This is a genomic window from Nocardiopsis salina YIM 90010 (assembly GCF_000341025.1).
In the GTDB taxonomy this organism is placed as follows: Bacteria; Actinomycetota; Actinomycetes; order Streptosporangiales; family Streptosporangiaceae; genus Nocardiopsis; species Nocardiopsis salina.
Genome location: NZ_ANBF01000057.1, coordinates 1 through 20,510, shown reverse-complemented (window position 1 = coordinate 20,510; position 20,510 = coordinate 1). Strand labels below are relative to the sequence as shown.

Below are 20,510 nucleotides of genomic sequence, written 5' to 3'. Positions count from 1 at the left end.
GGTCGGAGTCACCGTGTTCGTCGGGGTCGACGGGCCACAGGGGCGGGTCCAGACTCGCGCAGACCTCCTCCGAGACCGGGCAGCGCGGGCGGAACACGCAGCCGGCCGGCGGGTCGGCGGGGTCGGGCGGGTCCCCGGGCAGACCGCGCGGCGCCAGGCGCGAGGCGGGGTCGCCGATCGTGGGGAAGGCCGCGCTCAGGGCACCGGCGTAGGGGTGAGCGGGTTCGTGCACGACACCCGCGGCCGGACCCTGTTCCACGACGCGTCCGGCGTACATGATCCCGACGCGGTCGCAGGTCTCGGCCAGCACGGACAGGTCGTGGCTGATCATGAGCATGCCGATACCGTGCTCGGCGACCAGGGAGCGCAGCAGGTCCAGGATCTGTGCCTGGATCATCACGTCCAGGGCGGTGGTGGCCTCGTCAGCGATGACCAGGCGGGGTTCGCACGCCAGGGCCATGGCGATCATGACGCGCTGGCGCTGGCCTCCGGAGAGCTGGTGGGGGTAGTCGCGGGCACGGGAGGCGGGCAGCCCGACCTGGCGCAGCAGGCCCCGCACGCGCTCGGCCGCGTCGGCTCCCTTGGCCGTGCCGTGGACCTGCATGGGTTCGGCGATCTGGTCGCCGATCCGCCGCACGGGGTTGAGGGAGTGCATGGCCCCCTGGAATATGACCGAGGCCCCGACCCAGCGCACCGCGCGCAGAGTTCCCCAGCGCATGGCCAGGACGTCCTCCCNGGCCCCCAGCCGCAGCAGCGCCAGGGCCACGCTCGACTTGCCGCTGCCGGACTCCCCCGCCAGGCCCAGGGTGTCGCCGGGGTCCAGGGACAGATTCACACCGCGGACCGCGAGCACGTCCACGTCCTCGGTCCGGTAGGTCACGTGCAGGTCCTGGACGTCGAGGAGGGAAGTCAACGGTTCTCCCTGAGCCGGGGGTTGATGACGGACTCGACCGCGCGCCCGCACAGGGTGAAGGACAGCGCGACCACAGCGATGGCCAGCCCGGGCGGGACCATGTACCACCAGATGCCCGCGCTGACGGCGCCGGCGGTGCGGGCCGCCTCGAGGATTCCGCCCCACGAGATCGTGGTCGGGTCGCCCATTCCCAGGAACGCCAGGGTGGACTCGGCGATGATCGAGGTCGCCACGAGCAGGGTGGTCTGGGCCAGCACCACGGGCATCACGTTGGGCAGCACGTGCCAGACCATGACGTGGGTGTGGCCGCCGCCCAGGGCGCGGGCACGCTCGACGTAGGGTCGGGCCTCCACCGCCAGGGTCTGGGCGCGCACGAGGCGGGCTGTGGGCGGCCAGACGGTCAGGCCGATCGCGACGATGATGGTCCCGGTTCCGCCGGGCAGGACCGCGGCCAGGGCGACCGCCAGAACCAGGGTCGGCAGCACCAGGAACCAGTCGGTGATGCGCATGAGCACCGTCGAGGCGATGCGCCCGCCGGTGCCGCCCGAGGAGCCGAAGTGTCCCGCGGTGATCCCGATGACGGTGCCCAGGGTGACCGAGACGACGGTCGCCAGCAGGCCCACCGCCAGGGACACGCGTGCACCCCAGATGATGAGGTCCAGCACCGATCGGCCGAAGTTGTCGGTGCCCAGCGGGTACTCGGCGCTGGGCGGTTCGTAGGGCTGACCGGGCGCCCCGGTGATGCTCAGGTGGGACTGCTCGACGAACATCGGCGCGGTCAGGGCCGCCGTCGCGATGACCAGCAACGAGAGCAGGCCGAACATACCGGCGCGGTTGCGTGCGTAGGAGCGGGCGAACCGGCCGAGCGCACGCTGTCTGCGCCGCCGGGCCAGGGCGCGGGGTGAGGGCACGGGGGCCGCCGCCTCGGGGCGCGGGCGCGGGTCGAGGTCGGTCATGGGCGCACCCTGGGGTCGAGCAGCGGATACACCAGGTCCGCCAGCAGGTTCATGAGGATCACCGAGGCGGCGAAGAGCACGAAGAGGCCCTGCACCAGGCCCAGGTCGGGCACGTGCAGGCCGGAGTAGAACAGGTAGCCGAGCCCGGGCCAGGAGAAGACCGTCTCGACGAGGATGACCCCGGAGACGACCTGGCCCAGGTTGAGGAAGATGAGCGTCACCGTGGGCAGCAGCGCGTTGGGCACCGCGTGGCGCCGGCGCACCAGGGCGTCGCGCAGCCCCTTGGCGCGTGCGGTGGTGAGGTAGTCGGCGCCCTTCTCGTCGATGAGGGAGGAACGCATGATCATCAGGTACTGCGCATAGATGACCGCGACCATGGTGACCACCGGCAACACCATGTGATGGGCGGTGCTCAGGACCGCTTCGAAGCCGGTGGCGTCGGGGCCGGTCATTCCGCTGGTCGGGAAGAGTCCCGGGAAGAAACCGCGGCCGGATGCCAGCAGCACGATGAGCAGCAGGCCCAGCCAGAACGTGGGAACCGACCAGAAGAACAGGGCCACCGCCGTGTTGACGCGGTCGCCCCGCCCGCCGGGCCTCCACCCGGCGCGGGCGCCGAGGAAGAGGCCGAGCAGGGCCGCCAGCAGGGTTCCGGTTCCGGCCAGCAGCAGTGTGGGGCCCAAGCGCTCCAGGATGAGGTCGGCGACCGGTTCGCGGTACTGGAAGGACACGCCCAGGTCCAAGCGCAGGAGCCCGCTCGCGTAGTCGAGGAACTGGGCCCACAGGGGCTGGTCGAGCCCGAACTGGCGGCGCAGCTCCTCCTGCTGTTCCAGGCTGACCTCGCGCCCCTCGGTCATGGCGCGGACCGGGTCGCCGGGCAGGATCCGGAACAGGAAGAACCCGGCGACGATGACGGCGCCGAGGGAGACCACGGCGGTGGTCAGGCGGCCCAGCACGTACAGGGCCACCCGGCGTGCTCGGCCGCCGCCCGGGGCCGGGGCGTCCTCACGGGGCGCCCCGGCCGGTTCCTCGGTCGCTGTGGGGGTCGAGGTCACTCGCGGTCCCCCGCGGTGGCGCGGCGGCGGATGGCCAGGAGGGTGCCCCCGACCACGAGGAGGAGCACGACCACGCCGGTACCGACGAGGACCCCGGTGGGGATCCCGGCCCCGGACCGCGCGTCCTCGCCGGCGGGTTCGGCCGACCAGAAGGCCCAGTAACCGTCCTGACCCCAGATGTTGCCGCCGTCGGCGGGCTCGAGCTGGATGTCGGAGATCTGGTCGGTGCGGTAGGCCTCCATGATGTTCGGATAGCTCAGGACGTTGACCACGGCCTCGTCGTAGAGGATCTCCTGCATGCGGTGGACGTGCTCGGCGCGCTGGTCGCGGTCCTCGTGCTCCTCGAACTGGGCGTCGTAGAGCTCGTCGTACTCCTCGTTGCAGAAGTACGCGTCGCCCTGCATGGTGCCCGGTTCGGTGGGCAGGCCGTCGCAGGTGTGGATGCTGAACACGTAGTCCGGGTCGGGGTTGACGGTCCACCCGGTGAAGATGAGGTCGTACTCGGCGTCGTAGAGGGCGTCGCTGAGGATGCCGGGGTCGACGGTCTGGTTGTCGACCTCGATGCCGATGTCGCGAAGGCGCTCCTCCATGATCTGGCCGGTCTGCACGTTGTCGGGCCGGTCGGAGTGCACGTGCATGCGCAGTTCGAGGCGGTCGCCGTCGGGTGAGGTGCGCACCCCGTCGTCCCCGGTCTCGTAACCGGCCTCGTCGAGCATCTCGTTTGCGGCGTCGGGGTCGAAGTCGAGGGTGGCCTCGTCGCCCTCCGGTTCCCAGTGGAAGTCCTCGTAGCGCGGCGGGATGTAGCCTCCGGCCGCGACCGCCTGGCCGTTGTGACCGCGCTCGACGATCTCGTCGTTGTCCAGGGCCATGGCGATCGCCTGGCGCAGGGTCTTGTCGGACAACGCCGGGTGGCCGTCACCGAACTCCTCGCCGTCGCGGGTCTCGGCGCCGGGGTTGATGGTGAAGGCCTGGAACCGCTTGCCGTCGGCGAAGTTGACCTCGACGTCGTCCACGTCCTCCAGGGAGGTGGCCTGGGCGTCGGTCAGCTCGTAGACGAGGGAGACCTCGCCGTTGCGCAGGGCCTCGACCGCGGCGTCCTGCTCCGTGTAGTAGCGGAAGACCAGCTCGTCGAAGCCGGGCTCGCCGCGCCAGTGGTCGGGGTTGGCCTCCAGGCGGATCGACTGTCCGCGATCGTGCTCGGCCAGGACGAACGGACCGCTGCCCACGACGGGGAAGTCCTCGTTGTCGTAGTCGGCGAACGCGTCGCCCTCCTCCTCGAGGACGGGCTCCCACACGTGCTGGGGCACGATCGGGATGTTGAGCGCGGTCATGGTGGCCTGGGGCCGCTCGAGGTCGATGACGACGGTGGTGTCGTCCTCGGCGGTGACCTCCTCGAACGCGGACACGTAGTTGCCGGAGGCGACCGAGGCGTCCTCGTTCTCCATGATCGTGGTGAGGGTCCAGGCCACGTCGTCGGCGGTGAGCTGCTCGCCGTCGGTGAAGTAGGCGTCGTCGCGCAGGTCGAAGGTCCACGTGAGGCCGTCGTCGGAGGCCTCCCAGCTCTCGGCCAGGGCGGGGGCCGGTTCGTTGGTCTCGGGGTCGACGGTGACCAGACGGTCGTAGACGTGGTGGAGGATGTTCGTCGTGACCGCGAGCTGGGCGATGAACGGGTTGAAGGTGTCCACCTGCTGGGACATGGCCACGGTCAGTGTGTCGGTGCCGCCTTCGTCGGCGGCGGCAGGTACCGCGCTCACGCTTCCGACGAGGATCATTGCGCCAGCCGCTGACGCGGAGCGCCGAGAAAGGGTGCCGACGGGAGGGTACGGACTTTTCATGCACGGCCCCTGTCGTGGATCGTGGGGTCGGTGGCCGGGCCACCGCTGGGGGTTGTTGGTTGTTTACCAACGCCGACCGAAGGGGGTCAACGATCTTCGGCGGGCGCCGTGACATCGGTATCCATTCGCGTCCGAACCGCGGCTCAGGAGCGCTGTCGGCGAGGATTTGGCGTCCGCAATTCCCCCCGATTGGCCGCCCTTGGCATACTCCGCTACGGTTTCCGGCCATGATGGGGCACTCGCACGCGCTCAGTGGCGTGGTGGGCGGAATGGCTGTGGCCGCCGCCGTTCAGGACCGGGAGATCTTCGGACTCACCTTCGAGTTGGGGCCGGGTGAGATCATCGCCGGCTCGTTGGTGTGCGCGGGTGCGGCGCTCCTGCCCGACGTCGACCACCGCAGCGCCACCGTGACCAAGACCTACGGCAAGGTCACCGAAATACTCAGCGACATGCTGAACTTCCTGTTCGGCGGGCACCGGATGGGCACGCACTCGTTCTTCTTCGCCGCGCTCATGGGCACGGTCGTGACGCTGCTGGCGCTGTGGTCGGACCTCGCGGTGCAGGTCTTCGTGTTCCTGCTGATCGGTATCGCGCTGCAGGGACTGGGTTTCGGCCTGGACAAGAACCGCACGGCCTCGGGCGTCATCAACGCCCTGGCCACGGCCGCGATCACGTTGGCGCTGTACGCGACGGGCACCGACTACAGCTGGCTGGGCATGGCGGTCGCGTTCGGCGTGATACTGCACTTCTTCGGCGACATGGTCACGAAGATGGGCGTTCCGATCTTCTGGCCCCTCTACCGACAGCGCATCGGACAGAACAAGGGGTTCAAGACCGACGGGCCCTTCGAGCAGAAGGTCGTCACCCCGCTGCTGACGGTCGGCGTGGTCCTCGGGTCGATCTACCTGTTCGACTGGCCGGAGATCCTGCCCGACCACAATCAGGGGTGAGGTACCCGGGCAACCGCGGCCCTGTGATTGCCGCTGGAACCGCTCTCGACCACCGGGGGCGGCCCCGCGGGCGGGGATCTTGCTACCAGAGCAGGGTTCAGCGCCGATACCGGCTCTGGTAGCAAGATCCCGGCCTCAATGAGCCACCGGGAGTGCCGCTGGGGCGCCGCGCAGCAGGTGATCGGTGTTCGCCGAACAGGCCCTAGGCTGGCGGGCGTGACTCGAACCACGGAAACCATCACTCCCGAGCTCCAGGCCTACCTCGTCGACCACACCGATCCCGTCGACCCGGTGCTGGCCGAGCTCGCCGAGGAGACCGCACGCCTGTACCCCGACCACAAGGGCATGCAGATCGGAGCCGAGCAGGGCGCATTCACGACCCTGCTCACCCGGATCCAGGGGGCACGCGACGTCGTGGAGATCGGAACCTTCACCGGGTACTCCGCCATCTGCTTCGCCAGGGGCCTGCCCGACGACGGACGCCTGCTCGCGCTGGACATCAGCGAGGAGTGGACGTCGGTGGCCCGGCGCTACTGGGAGCGCGCCGGCGTCGCCGACCGCATCGAGCTGCGCATCGGACCCGCGCTGGAGTCGCTGCAGGGACTGCCCGAGCAGGAGCAGTTCGACATCGCCTTCCTGGACGCCGACAAGACCGGATACACCGACTACTGGGAGGAGCTCGTCCCGCGCATGCGCACGGGCGGGCTGCTGCTGGCGGACAACACCCTCTCCCACGGTCGGGTGGTCGACCCGGACAACACGGCGCCGCACGTCCAGGGGATCCGTGACTTCAACGACCGGCTCGTGGCCGACGACCGTGTCACACAGGTGCTGCTGCCGCTCGGCGACGGATTGACGCTGGCCCGCAAGAACTGACCGTGTGGCCGGGGCTGCGGGACCGGGGCCGGCCGGACCACGATCGTCCACTGGTACCCGGGAGGCCCTCACGCCCCGGCCCGACCTTCGGTAATGTCCAGTGCCATGCGCCTGTTGCACACCTCGGACTGGCACCTGGGCCGTTCCTTCCACCGCGAGAACCTCCTCGACGCGCAGAGCAGCGTCCTGGACCACCTCGTCGAGACCATCCGGACCGAGGCCGTCGACGTGGTCGTCGTCGCCGGCGACCTCTACGACCGCGCCCTGCCCCCGGTCGACGCGGTCCGGCTGTTCGACCGCACCCTGGCGCGCATCCACGCCACCGGGGCGCGGGCGGTCCTCATCAGCGGCAACCACGACTCGATGGCGCGCATGTCCTTCGCGACCGACCTCATCGACGCCTCCGGGGTGCACCTGCGCAGTTCCATGGACGGCGTGGGAACCCCGGTGGTACTCGAGGACGAGCACGGCCCCGTCGCGTTCTACGGCATCCCCTACCTCGAGCCGGAGATCGCCCGCCACCACTGGGGGCTCTCCGAGCGGGGGCACCCGGCCGCGATCGGCCACGCCATGGACCTCGTCCGCGCCGACCTCGCCGAACGCCCCGGGACGCGGTCGGTGGTGCTCTCCCACGCGTTCGTGACCGGCGGCGAGCCCTCCGACAGCGAGCGCGACATCTCGGTGGGCGGTGCCAGCCACGTACCGCAGGCGATCTTCGACGGGGTTGACTACGCCGCGTTGGGGCACCTGCACGGGCGCCAGACGCTGAGCCCGGCGGTGCGGTACTCGGGGAGCCCGCTGGCCTACTCCTTCTCCGAGGAACACCAGGTCAAGGGGTACTGGATCGTGGATCTGGACGCCTCGGGGCTGTCCGGCGCGGAGTTCGTGCGGGCCCCGGTACCCCGTCCGCTGGCGCGCATCAGCGGGCGCATCGACGACCTGTTGTCCGGGGCCGAGTGGGAACGCTTCACCGAGCACTGGCTGCAGATCACCCTCACCGACCCGCGTCGCCCGTCCCAACCCATGGACCGGCTGCGCGAGCGTTTCCCTCACACACTCATGCTCGACTTCGACCCGGAGGGCGGTGCTCCCGAACGCCGTCCGGTCACTGCGAAGGTCTCCGGTCGCGACGAACGTGCGGTGGTGGCCGATTTCGTGGAGTGGGCTCGCGGCGCACCCGTCTCCGAGGAGGAGCGCGCACTCGTGGACACCGCCGTCGAGGAGGTCCGCCTCCAGGAAGGGGCCCGCTGATGCGGTTGCACACCCTCACCATGCGGGCCTTCGGGCCCTTCTCCGGGCAGGAGCAGGTGGATTTCGACCGCCTGACCTCGGGCGGGCTGTTCCTGGTGCACGGGCCCACCGGGGCGGGCAAGACCTCGGTGCTCGACGCGGTCTGTTTCGCGCTGTACGGGCGGGTCCCGGGGGCGCGGCAGAACGACCGTTCGCCCAAGAGCGACCATGCCCCGCTGGAGCGCGAACCCGAGGTGACCCTGGAGTTCACCTGTGGCGGGCGGCGCTTGCACGTCGCGCGCAAGCCCCGTTGGGAGCGGCCCAAGAAACGCGGCCGGGGCACCAAGGTCGAGAACGCCAAGGTCGTGGTGACCGAGCGGGTCGGAGGGTCGTGGGCCGGTGTCACCACACGCCCCGACGAGGCAGGGCAGTTCATCGGCGATCTCGTGGGGTTGACGCTGGACCAGTTCTGCCAGGTGGCGATGTTGCCTCAGGGGGACTTCGCACGGTTCCTGCGGGCCCGGTCGGAGGAGCGGCGCGAGTCGCTGGAGCGGATCTTCAACACGCGGGTGTTCCGGGACGTGGAGGAGTGGTTCCGCGGGCACGCCGCCAAGCTGCGCCGGGAGGTGGAGTCGGCCGAGGAACAGGTGCGCGGTGCTGCCGGCCGCCTGGCGGAGGCGGCACGGTCGGAGGCCCCCCAGGACCCGGCCGAGCTGTCGTCGTGGGCGGCAGAGGCGGCGTCGGTGACCGCTGCGACCGCGCGCGACGCCGAGACGGTCACCGCCCGGGTGGTGGCCGAGCGTGAGGAGGCGCGCGCGGCACTGGAGCGCGGGCGTGCGATGCGGGACCGGCACGAGCGGCTGTCCGCGGCGCGGCGCCGTGACGCGGAGTTGAAGGAGCGGGCTCGGGAGCGGTCCGAGATCGACCTGCGGTTGACCGCGGCCGAGCGGGCGGACACGGTGCTCCCGTCGCTGCACGCTCGGGACCAGCGGCGCGCCAAGCTGGACAAGGCCGGGGCGGAGCTGACCGAGCGGCTCGCCCTGGTGGACGGACTTCCGGGGCTGGACCGCACGGTCCTCGCGGCTCAGGCCGTGGACGAGTGGCCCGACGCCGGGGAGCCGCGCCCGCAGAAGGCGCTGCGCTCGGCCGAGCAGGAGCGCCGGGACGAACACGCGCGCCTGGAGCTGCTGCGCGGGGACGCCGAACGGCTGCGCGACCTGGGTCGGACGGTGGCCGGGCACGACGCGGAACTGCAACGGCTGACGCATGACCTGGAGGGCACCCGGAAGCAGGTCTCCGAGCTGCCGCCGCGGGTGGAGTCGTTGACCCGCGAGCTGACCGAGGCGCGGGAACAGGCTGCCCGGGTGGAGGGCGCGGAGACGGCCCTGGCCACTGCACGGGCGCGGTTGTCCGCGGCGCAGGAGCAGGAGCAGCTCTCCGGGGAGCTGGCCGGGGCGCAGGAACGTCGGCGTGCGGCGGTCGACGCGGCCCAGGAAGCGCGTGACCACGCCCTGGCGCTGCGCGAACGGCGTATCGGGCACATGGCGGCGGAGCTGGCCGCCGGTCTGGCCGAGGGCGAGCCGTGCGCGGTGTGCGGTTCCGCGGAGCACCCCTCCCCTGCCGTGGCCGGGCCCGAGGGGGTGGTCTCGGCGGAGGAGGAGAAGGCCGCGCACACTGCGGCCGACGCCGCCGCGGTGCGCAGGAGCGAGGCCGAGAACGCCGAGACCGTTCTGCGCGAGCGGCGCACGGCCGCCGCCGAAAGGGCCGAGGGGCGCGGGGTCGCCGACGCGCGGGCCGAAGTGGGGACACGTTCCGAGGCGCTCTCGGAAGCAAGGGCGGCGGCCGACACGGTCCAGCGTCTGGAGGAGGCGTTGGAGCGCACCGGGGCCGATCTGGAGCGGGCCCGCGAGCAGGAGGGCACGCTCGCACGGCGGATGTCGGAGGTGACCAGCGCGCGCGAGGCCGCGGTGGCCGAACGCGAGCGGCTGACCGCGGTGTTGGACGACGCCCGGGGCGACGATCCGACCATCGACGCGCGGGCCCGGCGGCTGGTGTCGGAGGCGGACCGGTTGAGCGCTGCGGCCGAGGCGGCCACCTCGCGCGACCGTGCCGTGGAGGAGCTGCGGGAGGCCGAGGCCGAGGTCGTGCGCCGGTTGGCCGGGGTGGACCTGGACGGCGGGTCCGCGGATTCCGCTGCACCTTCCGGGACGGGCCCGGCCGCGACCACCGAGGAACAGGTGTGGGCGGCGGCGCTGCCCGAGCCCGAACGGCGCGTGCTGCGCGAGCGCGCGCGGGCGCACGACGACGAGGTGGCGGCGGTCCGTGCGGTGTTGGAGGACCCGGAGCTGACCGCTGCGGGTCCCGTGCCCGACCTGGAGTTGGTGGCGGAGGCGGCCTCCCGTGCCGGGCGGGCCGCGGACGAGGCGGTGGCCTGGCGCGGTGGGTTGCGGGACCGGGCACGGCGGCTGGCCGAGCTCCGGGTGGAGTTGGACGCGTGCCTGGCCGGTTCGGAACCGGTGCTGCACCGGTACGCGCTCGCGGAGAACATGCGCGCCCTGACCTCGGGCACCGCCGCAGACAACGAGGACCACGTGCGGTTGTCCGCGTACGTGCTCGCGGCGCGGTTGGAGCAGGTGGTGGCCGCCGCCAACGACCGGCTCGCGACCATGTCGGACGGCCGGTACGAGCTGCGGTACACCGTCGACAAGGCCGCCGGGGACGGGCGGGCGCGTTCCGCCGGCGGGTTGGGCATGCGGGTGCTCGACGCCTGGACCGGGGTCGAGCGGGACCCGGCGACGCTGTCCGGCGGGGAGACGTTCTTCAGTTCCCTGGCTCTTGCCCTCGGGCTGGGCGACGTCGCCGGGGCCGAGGCGGGAGGCGCCGACATCGACACCCTGTTCGTGGACGAGGGGTTCGGAACGTTGGACGAGGACACGTTGGAGGAGGTCCTCGAGGTGCTGGACGGGTTGCGCGACGGCGGCCGCGCGGTGGGGGTGGTCAGCCACGTGGCCGACCTGCGCGACCGGGTGACGTCGCAGTTGCGGGTGCGCAAGGGGTCCTCCGGGTCCCGCGTCGAGCACCTGGGGTGACCCGGCGGGCAGGAACGCGTGTCGGCCGTCGGGGGATCCCACGCCGCGCGCAGCACGCTCACCCGTGGTCCTCACCGGCGACGTGCACGCCAACTACGTGGTGGACGTCAAGGCCGACTTCGACGATCCGGGCTCGCGGACCGTCGCCACCGAACTGGTCGGCACCTCCTTCACCAGCGGCCAGGACGGTTCCGAACAGGCCCCCACCGACGAGGTCCAGCTCCGCGGCAACCCGCACATCAGGTTCCTCAACCGCCGTCGGGGTTACGTTCGCAACACCGTCACCCCCGAGCAGTGGACCGCCGACTTCCGCGTGGTCGAGCAGGTGAGCGAACCGGACGCACCCATCCGCGACCGCGCCACCTTCGTCATCGACGCCGGTGAACCGGGAGCACGCCCCCGCGAGTGAACCCGGGCCCGACCGGAACGCGCGGAGCCGGACTCCGACAGCCGTGTCCCCGCGCGAGTCCCTCCCCGGGACCCGGAACCGGGCACGCCGACACCAGTGCGACAATGACCGAGTGAATTCGCTGGTCAACATCGCCGTGTTCGGAATGGGGGGCGCCATCGTCATGGCCGCCCTCATCGGTCTCCTCCTGGTCGCCTCCGGGAGCGCACGTGGAGCCTCGCCACGGGCGCGGCTGGCCTTCGGCTGCGCGTCGATCGTGCTGCTCGTGGCCCTGCCGAGCCTGGCGGCCACCAACGCGCTGGCGACCGGTGCCGGCTTCGGGGCCGCCTTCGTCACGGCCGCGTGTGTGGTCGCGATCGTCTACGCGGTCAACATCGCCCTGCTGCCGGTCGTGGCGCGCCGCCAGGCCGCGGTCAGCGGGCAGGCGGCACTGGCCAGGCTGCGTCCTTCGCTGCCGGTGCTGCTGGCCGGTCTGGGCATCTGCATGCTGATGGGGCTGCTGGGCTCGGTCGTGGGCCTGCTGGCCGTCTGAACCCGCCCCGCACTTCCTCGCGGCCCCGGATCGCCGGCGTTCCGGGGCCTTCGTCGTCCGGCCCGCTTCTGACCGACGACCGTGACTCGGCCCGCTCGCGCAGCACGGGGACGAGGCCGGACCGGAACGGTCTCAGGGGCCGGGCCAACACCGTCGCCCCGCGTGAGCCCCCTCCCTGACGACGGGAGAACCGTGTCGGGCGCACCGCACAGTCCCCGCACACACCGACGGGCGGGGCCCCACCGTGGAGACCCCGCCCGTCGGCCCGGCTCAGCAGCGCGGGCACACCTCATCCGCGCGGGCCGTCGGTCCTTCCGCCGCCGTCCGGGCCCGAGGCGTCTCCCGGGCCGTCGGCGCCGTCCTCCGAGGTGTCCCCGGCGGTCCGCTCCGGGGCCTCCTGCACGGCCGCGGACCCGCCCGAACGCCGGGCCAGCTCGGCCAGGTAAGCGTTGTAGGCGTCCATGTCGGCGTCGTCCGAATCGCCGCGGGCGGCGTGGCGCTCACGACGGCGCTCCGTACGCTCGTCGTCCTTCGACCACTGGAACAGCAGCGCCACGGTCACCAGCAGCGTCGGGACCTCACCGAGGGCCCACGCGATACCGCCGCCCGTGTACTGGTCCTCGACCTGGTCGCTCCAGGGCACCTCGAACTGGCTGTAGAAGTCCATGGCCAGCGGCGCCGACTGCATCATGATCGTCACGCCGAAGAACGCATGGAAGGCCATGACCACGAACAGCAGCAGGATCCTCAGCAGGAACGGCACCTTCCGCGGCGCCGGATCGATGCCGATGATGATCCAGTAGAAGAGGAACCCGGTGATGAGGAAGTGCATGCTCATGAGCATGTGACCGAGGTGGTCGTTCATGAGCGTGGCGAACAGCGGCGTGAAGTACAGGATGTAAGGGCTGAACACGAACAGCGGAGCCGCCACACCCGGGTGTGTCACGACCTGCGAGAACCTGCTGTTCAGGAACAGGTTCACCCACTCGCGCGGGCCCCGGTCGCCCCGCACCCGCGCCGGTTTCAGCGCCCGCAGAGCGAGCGTGGCGGGGGCGCCCAGCACCAGCAGGATCGGTGTGAGCATGGAGATGACCATGTGCTGGATCATGTGCTGGGAGAACAACACCATCGCGTAGGTCGCGAACCCGCTGATCTGCACGGCCACGATGGTCAGCAGGCCGGCCACGAACGCGATGATGCGCACGGCCGGCCAGGTGTCCCCGCGCTTGCGCAGGCGCATCACGCCGCCGAGGTAAAGGCCGCCCGCCACGACCACCAGCATGATGAAGAACAGGTCGGGGCGCCACAGCGTGAGGATGTTGTGCAGGTCCATGGGCGGCGGCACGGGGAACCCGAGGATCGCCGCGGCCTGGTCGACCTCGTCATCCGGCGGATCGGGCGGCGCGGTGCGGCCCAGCCCCACGGACACACCCACGACGGAGGCCATGATGAGCGCCTCGACCGTCGCCAGGCGCAGGAACAGCCCTCGGCGCAGGGTCTCCCCCTCCGCCCCCGAGGGTGCGCCCTCGATCCGCTTGAGCGCGGAGGTGCGGTGCATGTACCCGAACACACCCAGCACCGCGAAGATGGCGGCCTTGACCACCATGATGAGCCCGTACTCGGTGAGGAAGAGGGACTCGAGGGAGTACAAGCGGGCGAGTGCGCTGGCCACACCGCTGATGGCGACACCGATGTAGAGCCACAGGGCGGCCCGGCTGAACCGGTTGACGGCCACGACCGGGTCCTGGGCGTCGCGGCGCATCGCGTGGTAGGTCACGGCGATGAGGCCGCCGACCCACGCGCACACGGTGATGATGTGCAGCGCCAGGCCGGTGACAGCGAGCTCGTGCGCGCCGGCGGAGGCCGAGTGCCCGGTCAGGGCGGGCGGTGTGGTCGCGATCCCGGCGAAGACCAGCAGCCAGAACGCGCCGGTGGCCGAGACGACGGTACGGCCGAACAGGGCGATACCGGTGGTCAGCAACACCACGAACATGAGCGCGATGCCGCCGTCGACCGATCCCGCGTAGGCGGTGACCTCGTCGACGCTGACCTGGCCGACGGTGGCGGCCAGGAACTCGGCGGCCTGGAAGTACAGGGTGAACACGGCGGCCACGGCCCAGGCGAGAGCGGCCCAGGTGGCGGCATGCACGTACCCGACGGCCTGCGGGGTCAGGCGTCCGCGCTCGGACGGCAGGAAGACCACCGCCATGAGCAACAGCCCGACCGCCATGAGCGCGGAACCGTCCATGACGACCTTGGCGATCGGGTATCCCCAGCGCACGGCCTCACCGGAGTCGGGCAGTCCTGGGATGACCTCGGGGAAGGCGGCCCCTCCCAGGACCAGGGTCAGGGCCAGGCTCGCCAGGGAGAGCACGACGGCGGCGCCGGCGAACAGTGGGACCCGTCCGGTTCCGGGGGCGTCGGGATGGTCGACCTGGGTGGATGTGTCGTTCTGTGCGGGAGGAGCCACGCGCCACTCCGTGTTCGGGGATGTTCGGTCGGGCAGGACGGCACCGGGGCCGGGCCGCTGGCCGGACGCCTGCACTTCCCGTCACCCGCCACCGCCCTCGGCGGACGCCTGGCGGCGCGGTACCGGTCAGAGCCACGGGAGGCGTCCACCAGTCAGACACTAGACCGTCTACTACACCTTGTCGGACGGGGGTTGGCTCGGGAACCCGGGTAACCGCACGAATTCGGCGCACCCAGGGGATCCTGGGCCGTCGGTCGTGACGTTTCCCCCTTCCCGAACGCTCGCCCGCTGTAAGGTCGTTGTGGCACGCAGCACACTGCAGAGCGTCGTGTGTACCCGCTCGCCCGTCCTCCCCGCCTGCCCATCAACGTGTGCCTTCCGGGCACTGTTCTCGGACGGAGCGTCGGGACGACGATGAGGGGGCGACGATGACCGAGTTCGACTGCGTGGTCCGGTCCGAGCACGTGGTGACCCCGGCAGGGGTCGGCCCGGCGGCGATCGGACTGCGACAGGGCCGGGTGGAGGCCGTGGCCGCTTACGATGCGCCGTTGCGGGCGCACGAACACGTGGACCTCGGCCGGGTCGCGCTGTTGCCGGGCGGGGTGGACCTGGGCACCGGGGTGCACGTGCCCGGGCGCGACCTGGAGGGCTCCTACCGCAGAGCGGGCGAGGAAGCTCTGGCCGGAGGGGTGACCACGCTGGTGGCCGCCCCTGCCCCCGCACGCCCGTCGGTGACCAGTGCCGACGCCCTCCAGGTGCACCAACGCGCGTGCGCGGGGGCGCCGGTGTCTGTGTTCCTGGCCGGCGGGCTGACCCAGGTGTCGGGGCCGCTGGACATCGCCGACCTGCACGCCGCCGGTGCGGTGGCGTTCCAGTGCTCGCTCTCGGACGGCGGCGCCCCGGACATGGCGGCGATCGACGACGTCCGCCTGCGCAAGGCGATGGCCGAGCTGACGACCCTCGGCGCAGTGCTGTTCGTGCACGCCGAAGACGTGTGTGAGCTGGGCACTCCCCCGTTCGAGGCGCAACAGCGCCCGCCGCGGGCCGAGCGCCGGGGGCTGGAACGTGTCATCGGGGCCGCCCGGGTCACGGGAACCCGCACACACATCACCCCGTTCACCGCCGCAGAGTGCGCGGCCCTGTTGGCGGCCTCGGCGTCTGTGGGTGTGCGATTGAGCGCGCAGACCAGCCCCCACTACCTCTGTCTGCCCGCGGAGAACCTGGCCCCCGACTCCCCCGCGCACGCGTTCCGGCCGCCCCTGCGTTCGGACGCCAACCGGAGGGCCCTGTGGAGCACGCTCGCCCCGGGCATGGAACCGGCGGACACGACGGTCTCCTCCGGCCATCTGCCCGCCCACGGACTGCACACGCTGGCCTGGAGCCGTTCCGCGCTGTGGACGGCGCTGGCCCGCCGCGGCCTCGGGTTGGACACCCTCGCGCGGTGGACGGCGGAGACTCCGGCGGCGCTGGTGGGGCTGGGCCACAAGGGGTGCATCGCCGAGGGGCGCGACGCGGACCTGGTCGCCTTCGATCCCGGGGCCGAGGTCCACGTCCCGGCATCCGACCCGGGTCCCTACGCCGGGATGCGGGTACGTGGACGGGTGGAACGTGTGTGGGTGGCCGGCCGGTCGAGGGCACCGGAATAACCCCCGATCCCCCCGTGTCACAGGCCACACATCGCCCTTACACCCTGTCAACAAGGTGCCGTAGCGGCATGCATGTTGGCGATAGCGTGGGGTGGCCCTCCCAGGTCACAGTAGGGGTATCAACGGAGATACCGAGGAGGAAACGTGCGCATCGGCGTGCCCCGTGAGATCAAGAACCACGAGTACCGAGTGGCCATCACCCCCGCCGGGGTGCACGAACTCGTCAACCGCGGCCACGAGGTCGCGGTCGAACACGACGCCGGTCGGGGCTCCTCCATCGGCGACGACGAGTACGCCGAGGCAGGGGCCCGGATCCTCGACACCGCCGACGAGGTGTGGGAGTTCGGCGACCTGATCCTCAAGGTCAAGGAGCCCGTTCCCGCCGAGTACCACCGCATGCGGCGCGGGCAGACCCTCTTCACCTACCTCCACCTGGCCGCGTCCCGCGAGTGCACGGACGCACTGTTGGAGCGCGGTGTCACCGGGATCGCCTACGAGACCGTCCAGGCCTCCGACGGCACCCTTCCCCTCCTCGCCCCGATGTCGGAGGTCGCCGGCCGCCTGGCGCCCCAGGTCGGTTCGGTGACGCTCCAGCGCCCGAACGGCGGCCGGGGCGTGCTCATGGGCGGGGTCCCGGGTGTACGTCCGGCCCGGGTCACGGTCATCGGCGCGGGCGTCTCGGGCCTCAACGCGACCCAGATCGCTGTGGGCATGGGCGCCGACGTCACGGTCCTGGACCTCAACGTGCGCAAGCTGCGCCACCTCGACGAGGTCTATCGGGGCCAGGTCAGAACGGTGGTCTCCAACGCCCTGGAGCTGGAACAGTCGGTGGTGGAGTCGGACATGGTGATCGGAGCGGTGCTGGTGCCCGGCGCCAAGGCCCCGAAGCTGATCTCCAACGACCTGGTCTCGCGCATGCGCCCGGGTGCTGTTCTTGTCGACATCGCCATCGACCAGGGCGGGTGCTTCGAGGACTCCCGTCCCACCACGCACGACGACCCCACGTTCGACGTGCACGACACCGTGTTCTACTGCGTTGCGAACATGCCCGGCGCGGTGCCCAACACCTCCACGCACGCGCTGACCAAGGACACGCTCCAGTACGTGATCGAGCTCGTGGAGAAGGGCTGGCGCCAGGCCCTGCGCGACGACCCGGCTCTGGCCGGCGGGCTCAACACCCACGACGGCCAGGTGGTCTACGAGCCGGTCGCGCGAGCGCACGACCTCAAGCACCTGCCGTTGGAGCAGGTGCTCGCGGAGGCCTGACCTGCATCCTGACCGGGCGCCGGGTCGCGTGGGACACCCGCGCGGCCCGGCGCTTCTGTGACCAGGAACGCAGACGTCCACAGGCACGGGCTCCGGGGTGGTCGCCCCCTCGAACCGGGGGTACCGTCGAAGGGTGACCGGGCCGTGACCAGCACGGTCCGGAGTCCGACGCACGACGGCACTGTCGAAGGTGGAACAGCGTGGCACACACCGGATCGGCGACCACCACCCGGATCGTCGAGCTCGAGCTCCTGCGGCTGCGCACGCCCTCGGGCGGGCGCGGCGCCCCGGTGCTGGTCCGGCTCTCCGACGAGGAGGGCGTCAGCGGTTGGGGCGAGATCCCCGAAGCGGACCCCCGGCAGTGGGAGTCGTTGGAGTCGCAGTTCGCACCTGCCCTGTTCGACCACGCCTGGAGCCGTCCGACCGAGGCTGCGGACGCCTGGGCCGATCTCCCGTGGGACCCGGCGGTCGCGGGAGCCCTCGACACCGCGTGCTGGGACCTGTGGAGCCGCCGTCGGCACACCCCCTTGGCGCACGCGCTGGGCGGTGACCGCACGGCGTTGACCGCGGGGGTGACCCTGCCGCAGCAGAAGACGGTCGAATCGGTGGTGCGCGAGGTGAACCGCCAGGTGGGAGCGGGGTTCCGGCGTATCCGCCTGGAGGTCTCCCCCGGGTGGGACCTCGACGTGGTGCACGCGGTGCAGGCGAGCTTCCCGTTCCTGGTGCTGCAGATCGACGGGGGCGGCCGTTACACCGAGTCCCCCGAGCACCTGGAGGCGCTGCGCGCGCTCGACGGTCTGGGCCTGTTGGCGATCGAGGACCCCTTCGGACCCGATGACCTGGAGGCGCACGCCCGGTTGTCCACGGAGCTGCGCACACCCGTGGCGCTGTACCGCTCGTTGACGTGCCTGGAGGACCTGGACACGGTGATCCGGGCCGAGGCGGGCAGTGCGGTCGACATCGACCTGTCCCGTCTGGGCGGCCTGACCCCTGCTCGACGGGCCGTGGACCGGGCCGTGGACGCCGGATGGCAGGTCTGGTGCGGTTCCTCGGCGACCACGGGTGTGGGCCGCGCGGCGACGGTGGCGCTGGCATCGCTGTCGGGTGCGCCCCTGCCGGTGGAGATGCCACCCGCGGGTCGGCGCGGGCGCGACGTGGTCACGCCCCCGGTCCGCGCGCACGAGGGCGTGGTTCCGGTGCCGTTGACCGAGAGCGGCCTGGGCCACGGGATCGATCGGCACGTGTTGGAGGGCCGTACGTCCAAGTCGCTGGTCCTGGGCCCGCTGCACACGTGAGCCGTTCCCACCTCTGCATTAACCGAACACTGTTAGGTAGAGTGAGCCGCACCCGTCCGGCCCCCATGAACCGGACCCGACGAACGGAGGCGTGGTGCGCGAATTCGCCGATGTCCAGGAGGTCGCCCAGGCCAAGGGCGCGCGCTTGGGCCCGACCGACTGGCTCACGATCGACCAGAGCCGGATCGACCTCTTCGCCGACGCGACCAGCGACCACCAGTGGATCCACGTGGACCATGAGAAGGCCGCCGCCGGCCCCTTCGGGACCACGATCGCCCACGGGTACCTGTCGCTGTCGCTGCTGGCCCACTTCTCCCCGCAGCTCATCAAGGTCGCGAAGCCGCCGCAGATGGCGATCAACTACGGACTGAACAAGGTGCGGTTCCTCCAGCCGGTCACCTCGGGCTCGCGCGTGCGCGACGTGGCCGAGCTCAGCGAGGTGAAGGAGTCCGAGAAGGGCCTGCTGCTCACCGTCACCCACACCGTGGAGATCGAGGGCGAGGAGCGCCCCGCGCTGGTGGCGGAGTCGCTCGGGCTCTGGGTCCCCTAGCCACGATGCTCCCGTGGGCGGGGATCTTGCTACCAGAGCAGGGTTCAGCGCCGACATTGGCTCTGGTAGCAAGATCCCCGGCGGTTCCGCTGGCAGGCCCCTCCTGAGTCACTGGTGGCCGAGAGCCCTCTGGATGCGTTCGCGCAGACCGGGGGCGAGCCACCGGTGGCGGCGTTCGGCCCGCTGCACCCTGGCGCGTGCGGCGCGCTCCTCCTCCCGGGCCTTGCTGACCAGCCGGATCAGTTCCTCGGGGTCGGCCTTCGGGAACGCGTCGAGGTCGGTGCCGGGCGGGTGCACGAACCTCTCCCACGGCAGCCACCCGATGCCGTGGAGCTCCTCCACGACCCGGTCGAGTTCCCGGCCGTCCGCCTCGGGTTCGAGGTGGCGGGCGCGGGCGAAGGCGCCGGCGCGTTCCAGGCGCAGGGTGTGTTCTTCCCCGCTCGCCCCGGGCAGCATCACGTGCAGGAGCCCGACCCGCCGTTCGTCGACCTCGGCGACGAGGTCGGCCGCGCAGGCGGGTGCGGGCAGGACACCGGAGGGCACTACGAGGCGGTGCGGCACACGCGGGTCGGCCCCGGGCATGTGCTCAGTGATGTGCACACGGGGCTCGCCGAGGTAGACCTCGGCCAGGTGGTCGGCGTGCCCGCCCTCGGCGGACACGACCAGGTGGATCCGCAGGTCGGGGGTGGTGCCCTCGAGCAGAGCGGCCGTGGTCGCCGGGGCCTCGCGCACGTTCTCGGTGGCATCGACGACGGCCTCGACAGAGGGGACCTCCCACAGGCGTGCCCGGCCGGAGCGGCGCTGGTGGAACTCGGGGACCCGGTTGGCCAGGTAGGGCGTGCGGTAGCGGACGCCGGCGTCGTGATGGGTCTGCATCTGGGTGCGGCCCAGGTGCCAGCTGCTGGTCCCGGTGTCGGGAACGAAGACCGCGCCCTGCTGGTGGAGGCGGAAGGCGAACTCGGTGTCACCCCCGAGCGCCAGGTCCGGGTCCAGACCCCCGGCACGGTCGAACAACGAGCGGTGCACCGAACCGGTGCACCCGACGAAGGCGGTGTGGGCAGAGTGGTCGGCGTCGCGGAGCCCGTTGGTGCGGGCGATGGTGCGTTCGATCCAGTGGCGCCCGGCGGTGGAGGCTTCGAAGAGCTTGTTCGCCCGGCCCGCGGCGACCTCGTCGCGCACCTGCTGCGGGGTGTGCCGTCCCGGATCCCAGTCCACGAACAGCTTGTGCCCGAGCACCGCGGCGTAGTCCAACTGGTGGTGCCAGCGCAGCTGCGACTCCACGTGCTCGCGGAAGACGAGCATGTCGGCGTCCAGACGCAGGACCACGTCCCCTGTGGAGGCCTCGACCCCGCAGTTGACGGCGTGGCCGGAGCCCCAGGCGCCCTCAGGCGCCCGGATCAGCCGCACATGGTCGGGCACCACGGGCCCGAGCACCAATGGG

Annotated in this window: 15 protein-coding genes and 1 pseudogene; 10 read left to right on the top strand and 6 right to left on the bottom strand. The window is 71.6% G+C overall.

Annotation, left to right across the window (positions count from 1 at the left end; all coding sequences use genetic code 11):
- The 4 genes from D474_RS0106095 to D474_RS0106080 form a co-directional block, all read right to left on the bottom strand.
- Window positions 1-913 (bottom strand): ABC transporter ATP-binding protein (locus D474_RS0106095; RefSeq protein WP_017612704.1); only part of this gene is annotated, 913 nt, incomplete at its 3' end.
- Window positions 910-1,869 carry an ABC transporter permease gene (locus tag D474_RS0106090; protein ID WP_017612703.1) on the bottom strand — a complete coding sequence of 320 codons (960 nt, stop codon included), beginning with the start codon at window positions 1,867-1,869 and terminating at the stop codon, window positions 910-912. The genes D474_RS0106095 and D474_RS0106090, both read right to left, overlap by 4 nt.
- The gene (locus D474_RS0106085) at window positions 1,866-2,921 is read right to left on the bottom strand and encodes an ABC transporter permease (protein WP_017612702.1); all 1,056 of its coding nucleotides are present in this window, start codon (window positions 2,919-2,921) and stop codon (window positions 1,866-1,868) included. The genes D474_RS0106090 and D474_RS0106085 overlap by 4 nt, the downstream gene beginning before the upstream one ends.
- Window positions 2,918-4,756: an ABC transporter substrate-binding protein gene (locus tag D474_RS0106080; RefSeq protein ID WP_026118221.1), complete on the bottom strand. Its 1,839-nt coding sequence runs from the start codon at window positions 4,754-4,756 to the stop codon at window positions 2,918-2,920. Before D474_RS0106080 ends, D474_RS0106085 begins: the two co-directional genes overlap by 4 nt.
- A 227-nt stretch (window positions 4,757-4,983) precedes the next feature.
- On the opposite strand from D474_RS0106080, the gene D474_RS0106075 reads away from it, so the two are divergent.
- From D474_RS0106075 to D474_RS0106050, 6 genes and pseudogenes are all read left to right on the top strand, one after another.
- On the top strand, window positions 4,984-5,706 hold the full coding sequence (locus D474_RS0106075; RefSeq protein ID WP_083931748.1) for a metal-dependent hydrolase: 723 nt from the start codon (window positions 4,984-4,986) through the stop codon (window positions 5,704-5,706).
- Window positions 5,707-5,922: 216 nt separating this feature from the next.
- Window positions 5,923-6,582 carry an O-methyltransferase gene (locus D474_RS0106070; protein WP_017612699.1) on the top strand — a complete coding sequence of 220 codons (660 nt, stop codon included), beginning with the start codon at window positions 5,923-5,925 and terminating at the stop codon, window positions 6,580-6,582.
- A 93-nt stretch (window positions 6,583-6,675) separates the two neighbouring features.
- Entirely contained in the window at window positions 6,676-7,833 is a 1,158-nt protein-coding gene (locus D474_RS0106065; protein WP_017612698.1) for an exonuclease SbcCD subunit D, read from the top strand.
- On the top strand, window positions 7,833-10,901 hold the full coding sequence (locus D474_RS0106060; RefSeq protein WP_017612697.1) for an AAA family ATPase: 3,069 nt from the start codon (window positions 7,833-7,835) through the stop codon (window positions 10,899-10,901). The genes D474_RS0106065 and D474_RS0106060 overlap by 1 nt, the downstream gene beginning before the upstream one ends.
- Window positions 10,902-10,959: 58 nt before the next feature.
- Window positions 10,960-11,310, top strand: a pseudogene (locus D474_RS0106055) (alkaline phosphatase D family protein); the annotation flags it as partial.
- A 145-nt stretch (window positions 11,311-11,455) separates the two neighbouring features.
- Window positions 11,456-11,842 carry a hypothetical protein gene (locus D474_RS0106050; protein WP_083931749.1) on the top strand — a complete coding sequence of 129 codons (387 nt, stop codon included), beginning with the start codon at window positions 11,456-11,458 and terminating at the stop codon, window positions 11,840-11,842.
- A gap of 289 nt (window positions 11,843-12,131) precedes the next feature.
- Here the strand turns inward: D474_RS0106050 and D474_RS0106045 are convergent, their stop codons facing one another.
- Entirely contained in the window at window positions 12,132-14,312 is a 2,181-nt protein-coding gene (locus tag D474_RS0106045; RefSeq protein WP_083931747.1) for a cytochrome c oxidase assembly protein, read from the bottom strand.
- 428 nt (window positions 14,313-14,740) lie between these two features.
- Here D474_RS0106045 and D474_RS0106040 point away from each other — a divergent pair, with 428 nt between their 5' ends.
- From D474_RS0106040 to D474_RS0106025, 4 genes are all read left to right on the top strand, one after another.
- Window positions 14,741-15,958 carry an amidohydrolase family protein gene (locus D474_RS0106040; protein WP_017612693.1) on the top strand — a complete coding sequence of 406 codons (1,218 nt, stop codon included), beginning with the start codon at window positions 14,741-14,743 and terminating at the stop codon, window positions 15,956-15,958.
- Between the two features lie 144 nt (window positions 15,959-16,102).
- The gene (gene ald, locus D474_RS0106035; protein WP_017612692.1) at window positions 16,103-17,224 is read left to right on the top strand and encodes an alanine dehydrogenase; all 1,122 of its coding nucleotides are present in this window, start codon (window positions 16,103-16,105) and stop codon (window positions 17,222-17,224) included.
- A 200-nt stretch (window positions 17,225-17,424) separates the two neighbouring features.
- A complete protein-coding gene (locus tag D474_RS0106030) occupies window positions 17,425-18,519 on the top strand; it encodes an enolase C-terminal domain-like protein (protein ID WP_017612691.1) in 1,095 nt (364 codons plus the stop codon).
- 91 nt (window positions 18,520-18,610) lie between these two features.
- On the top strand, window positions 18,611-19,069 hold the full coding sequence (locus D474_RS0106025; protein WP_017612690.1) for a MaoC family dehydratase: 459 nt from the start codon (window positions 18,611-18,613) through the stop codon (window positions 19,067-19,069).
- 108 nt (window positions 19,070-19,177) lie between these two features.
- On the opposite strand, the gene D474_RS27815 is transcribed toward D474_RS0106025, so the two are convergent.
- A partial coding sequence (locus D474_RS27815) for a glycosyltransferase family 2 protein (protein WP_040703114.1) occupies window positions 19,178-20,510 on the bottom strand: 1,333 nt, incomplete at its 5' end.

Excerpts from the sequence above, each read along its gene's own strand:
- D474_RS0106090 (WP_017612703.1), bottom strand. The coding sequence starts at position 1,869 with ATGACCGACCTCGACCCGCGCCCGCGCCCCGAGGCGGCGGCCCCCGTG.
- D474_RS0106080 (WP_026118221.1), bottom strand. The coding sequence starts at position 4,756 with ATGAAAAGTCCGTACCCTCCCGTCGGCACCCTTTCTCGGCGCTCCGCG.
- D474_RS0106075 (WP_083931748.1), top strand. The coding sequence starts at position 4,984 with ATGATGGGGCACTCGCACGCGCTCAGTGGCGTGGTGGGCGGAATGGCT.
- D474_RS0106065 (WP_017612698.1), top strand. The coding sequence starts at position 6,676 with ATGTCCAGTGCCATGCGCCTGTTGCACACCTCGGACTGGCACCTGGGC.
- D474_RS0106060 (WP_017612697.1), top strand. The coding sequence starts at position 7,833 with ATGCGGTTGCACACCCTCACCATGCGGGCCTTCGGGCCCTTCTCCGGG.
- D474_RS0106050 (WP_083931749.1), top strand. The coding sequence starts at position 11,456 with ATGGGGGGCGCCATCGTCATGGCCGCCCTCATCGGTCTCCTCCTGGTC.
- D474_RS0106040 (WP_017612693.1), top strand. The coding sequence starts at position 14,741 with ATGACCGAGTTCGACTGCGTGGTCCGGTCCGAGCACGTGGTGACCCCG.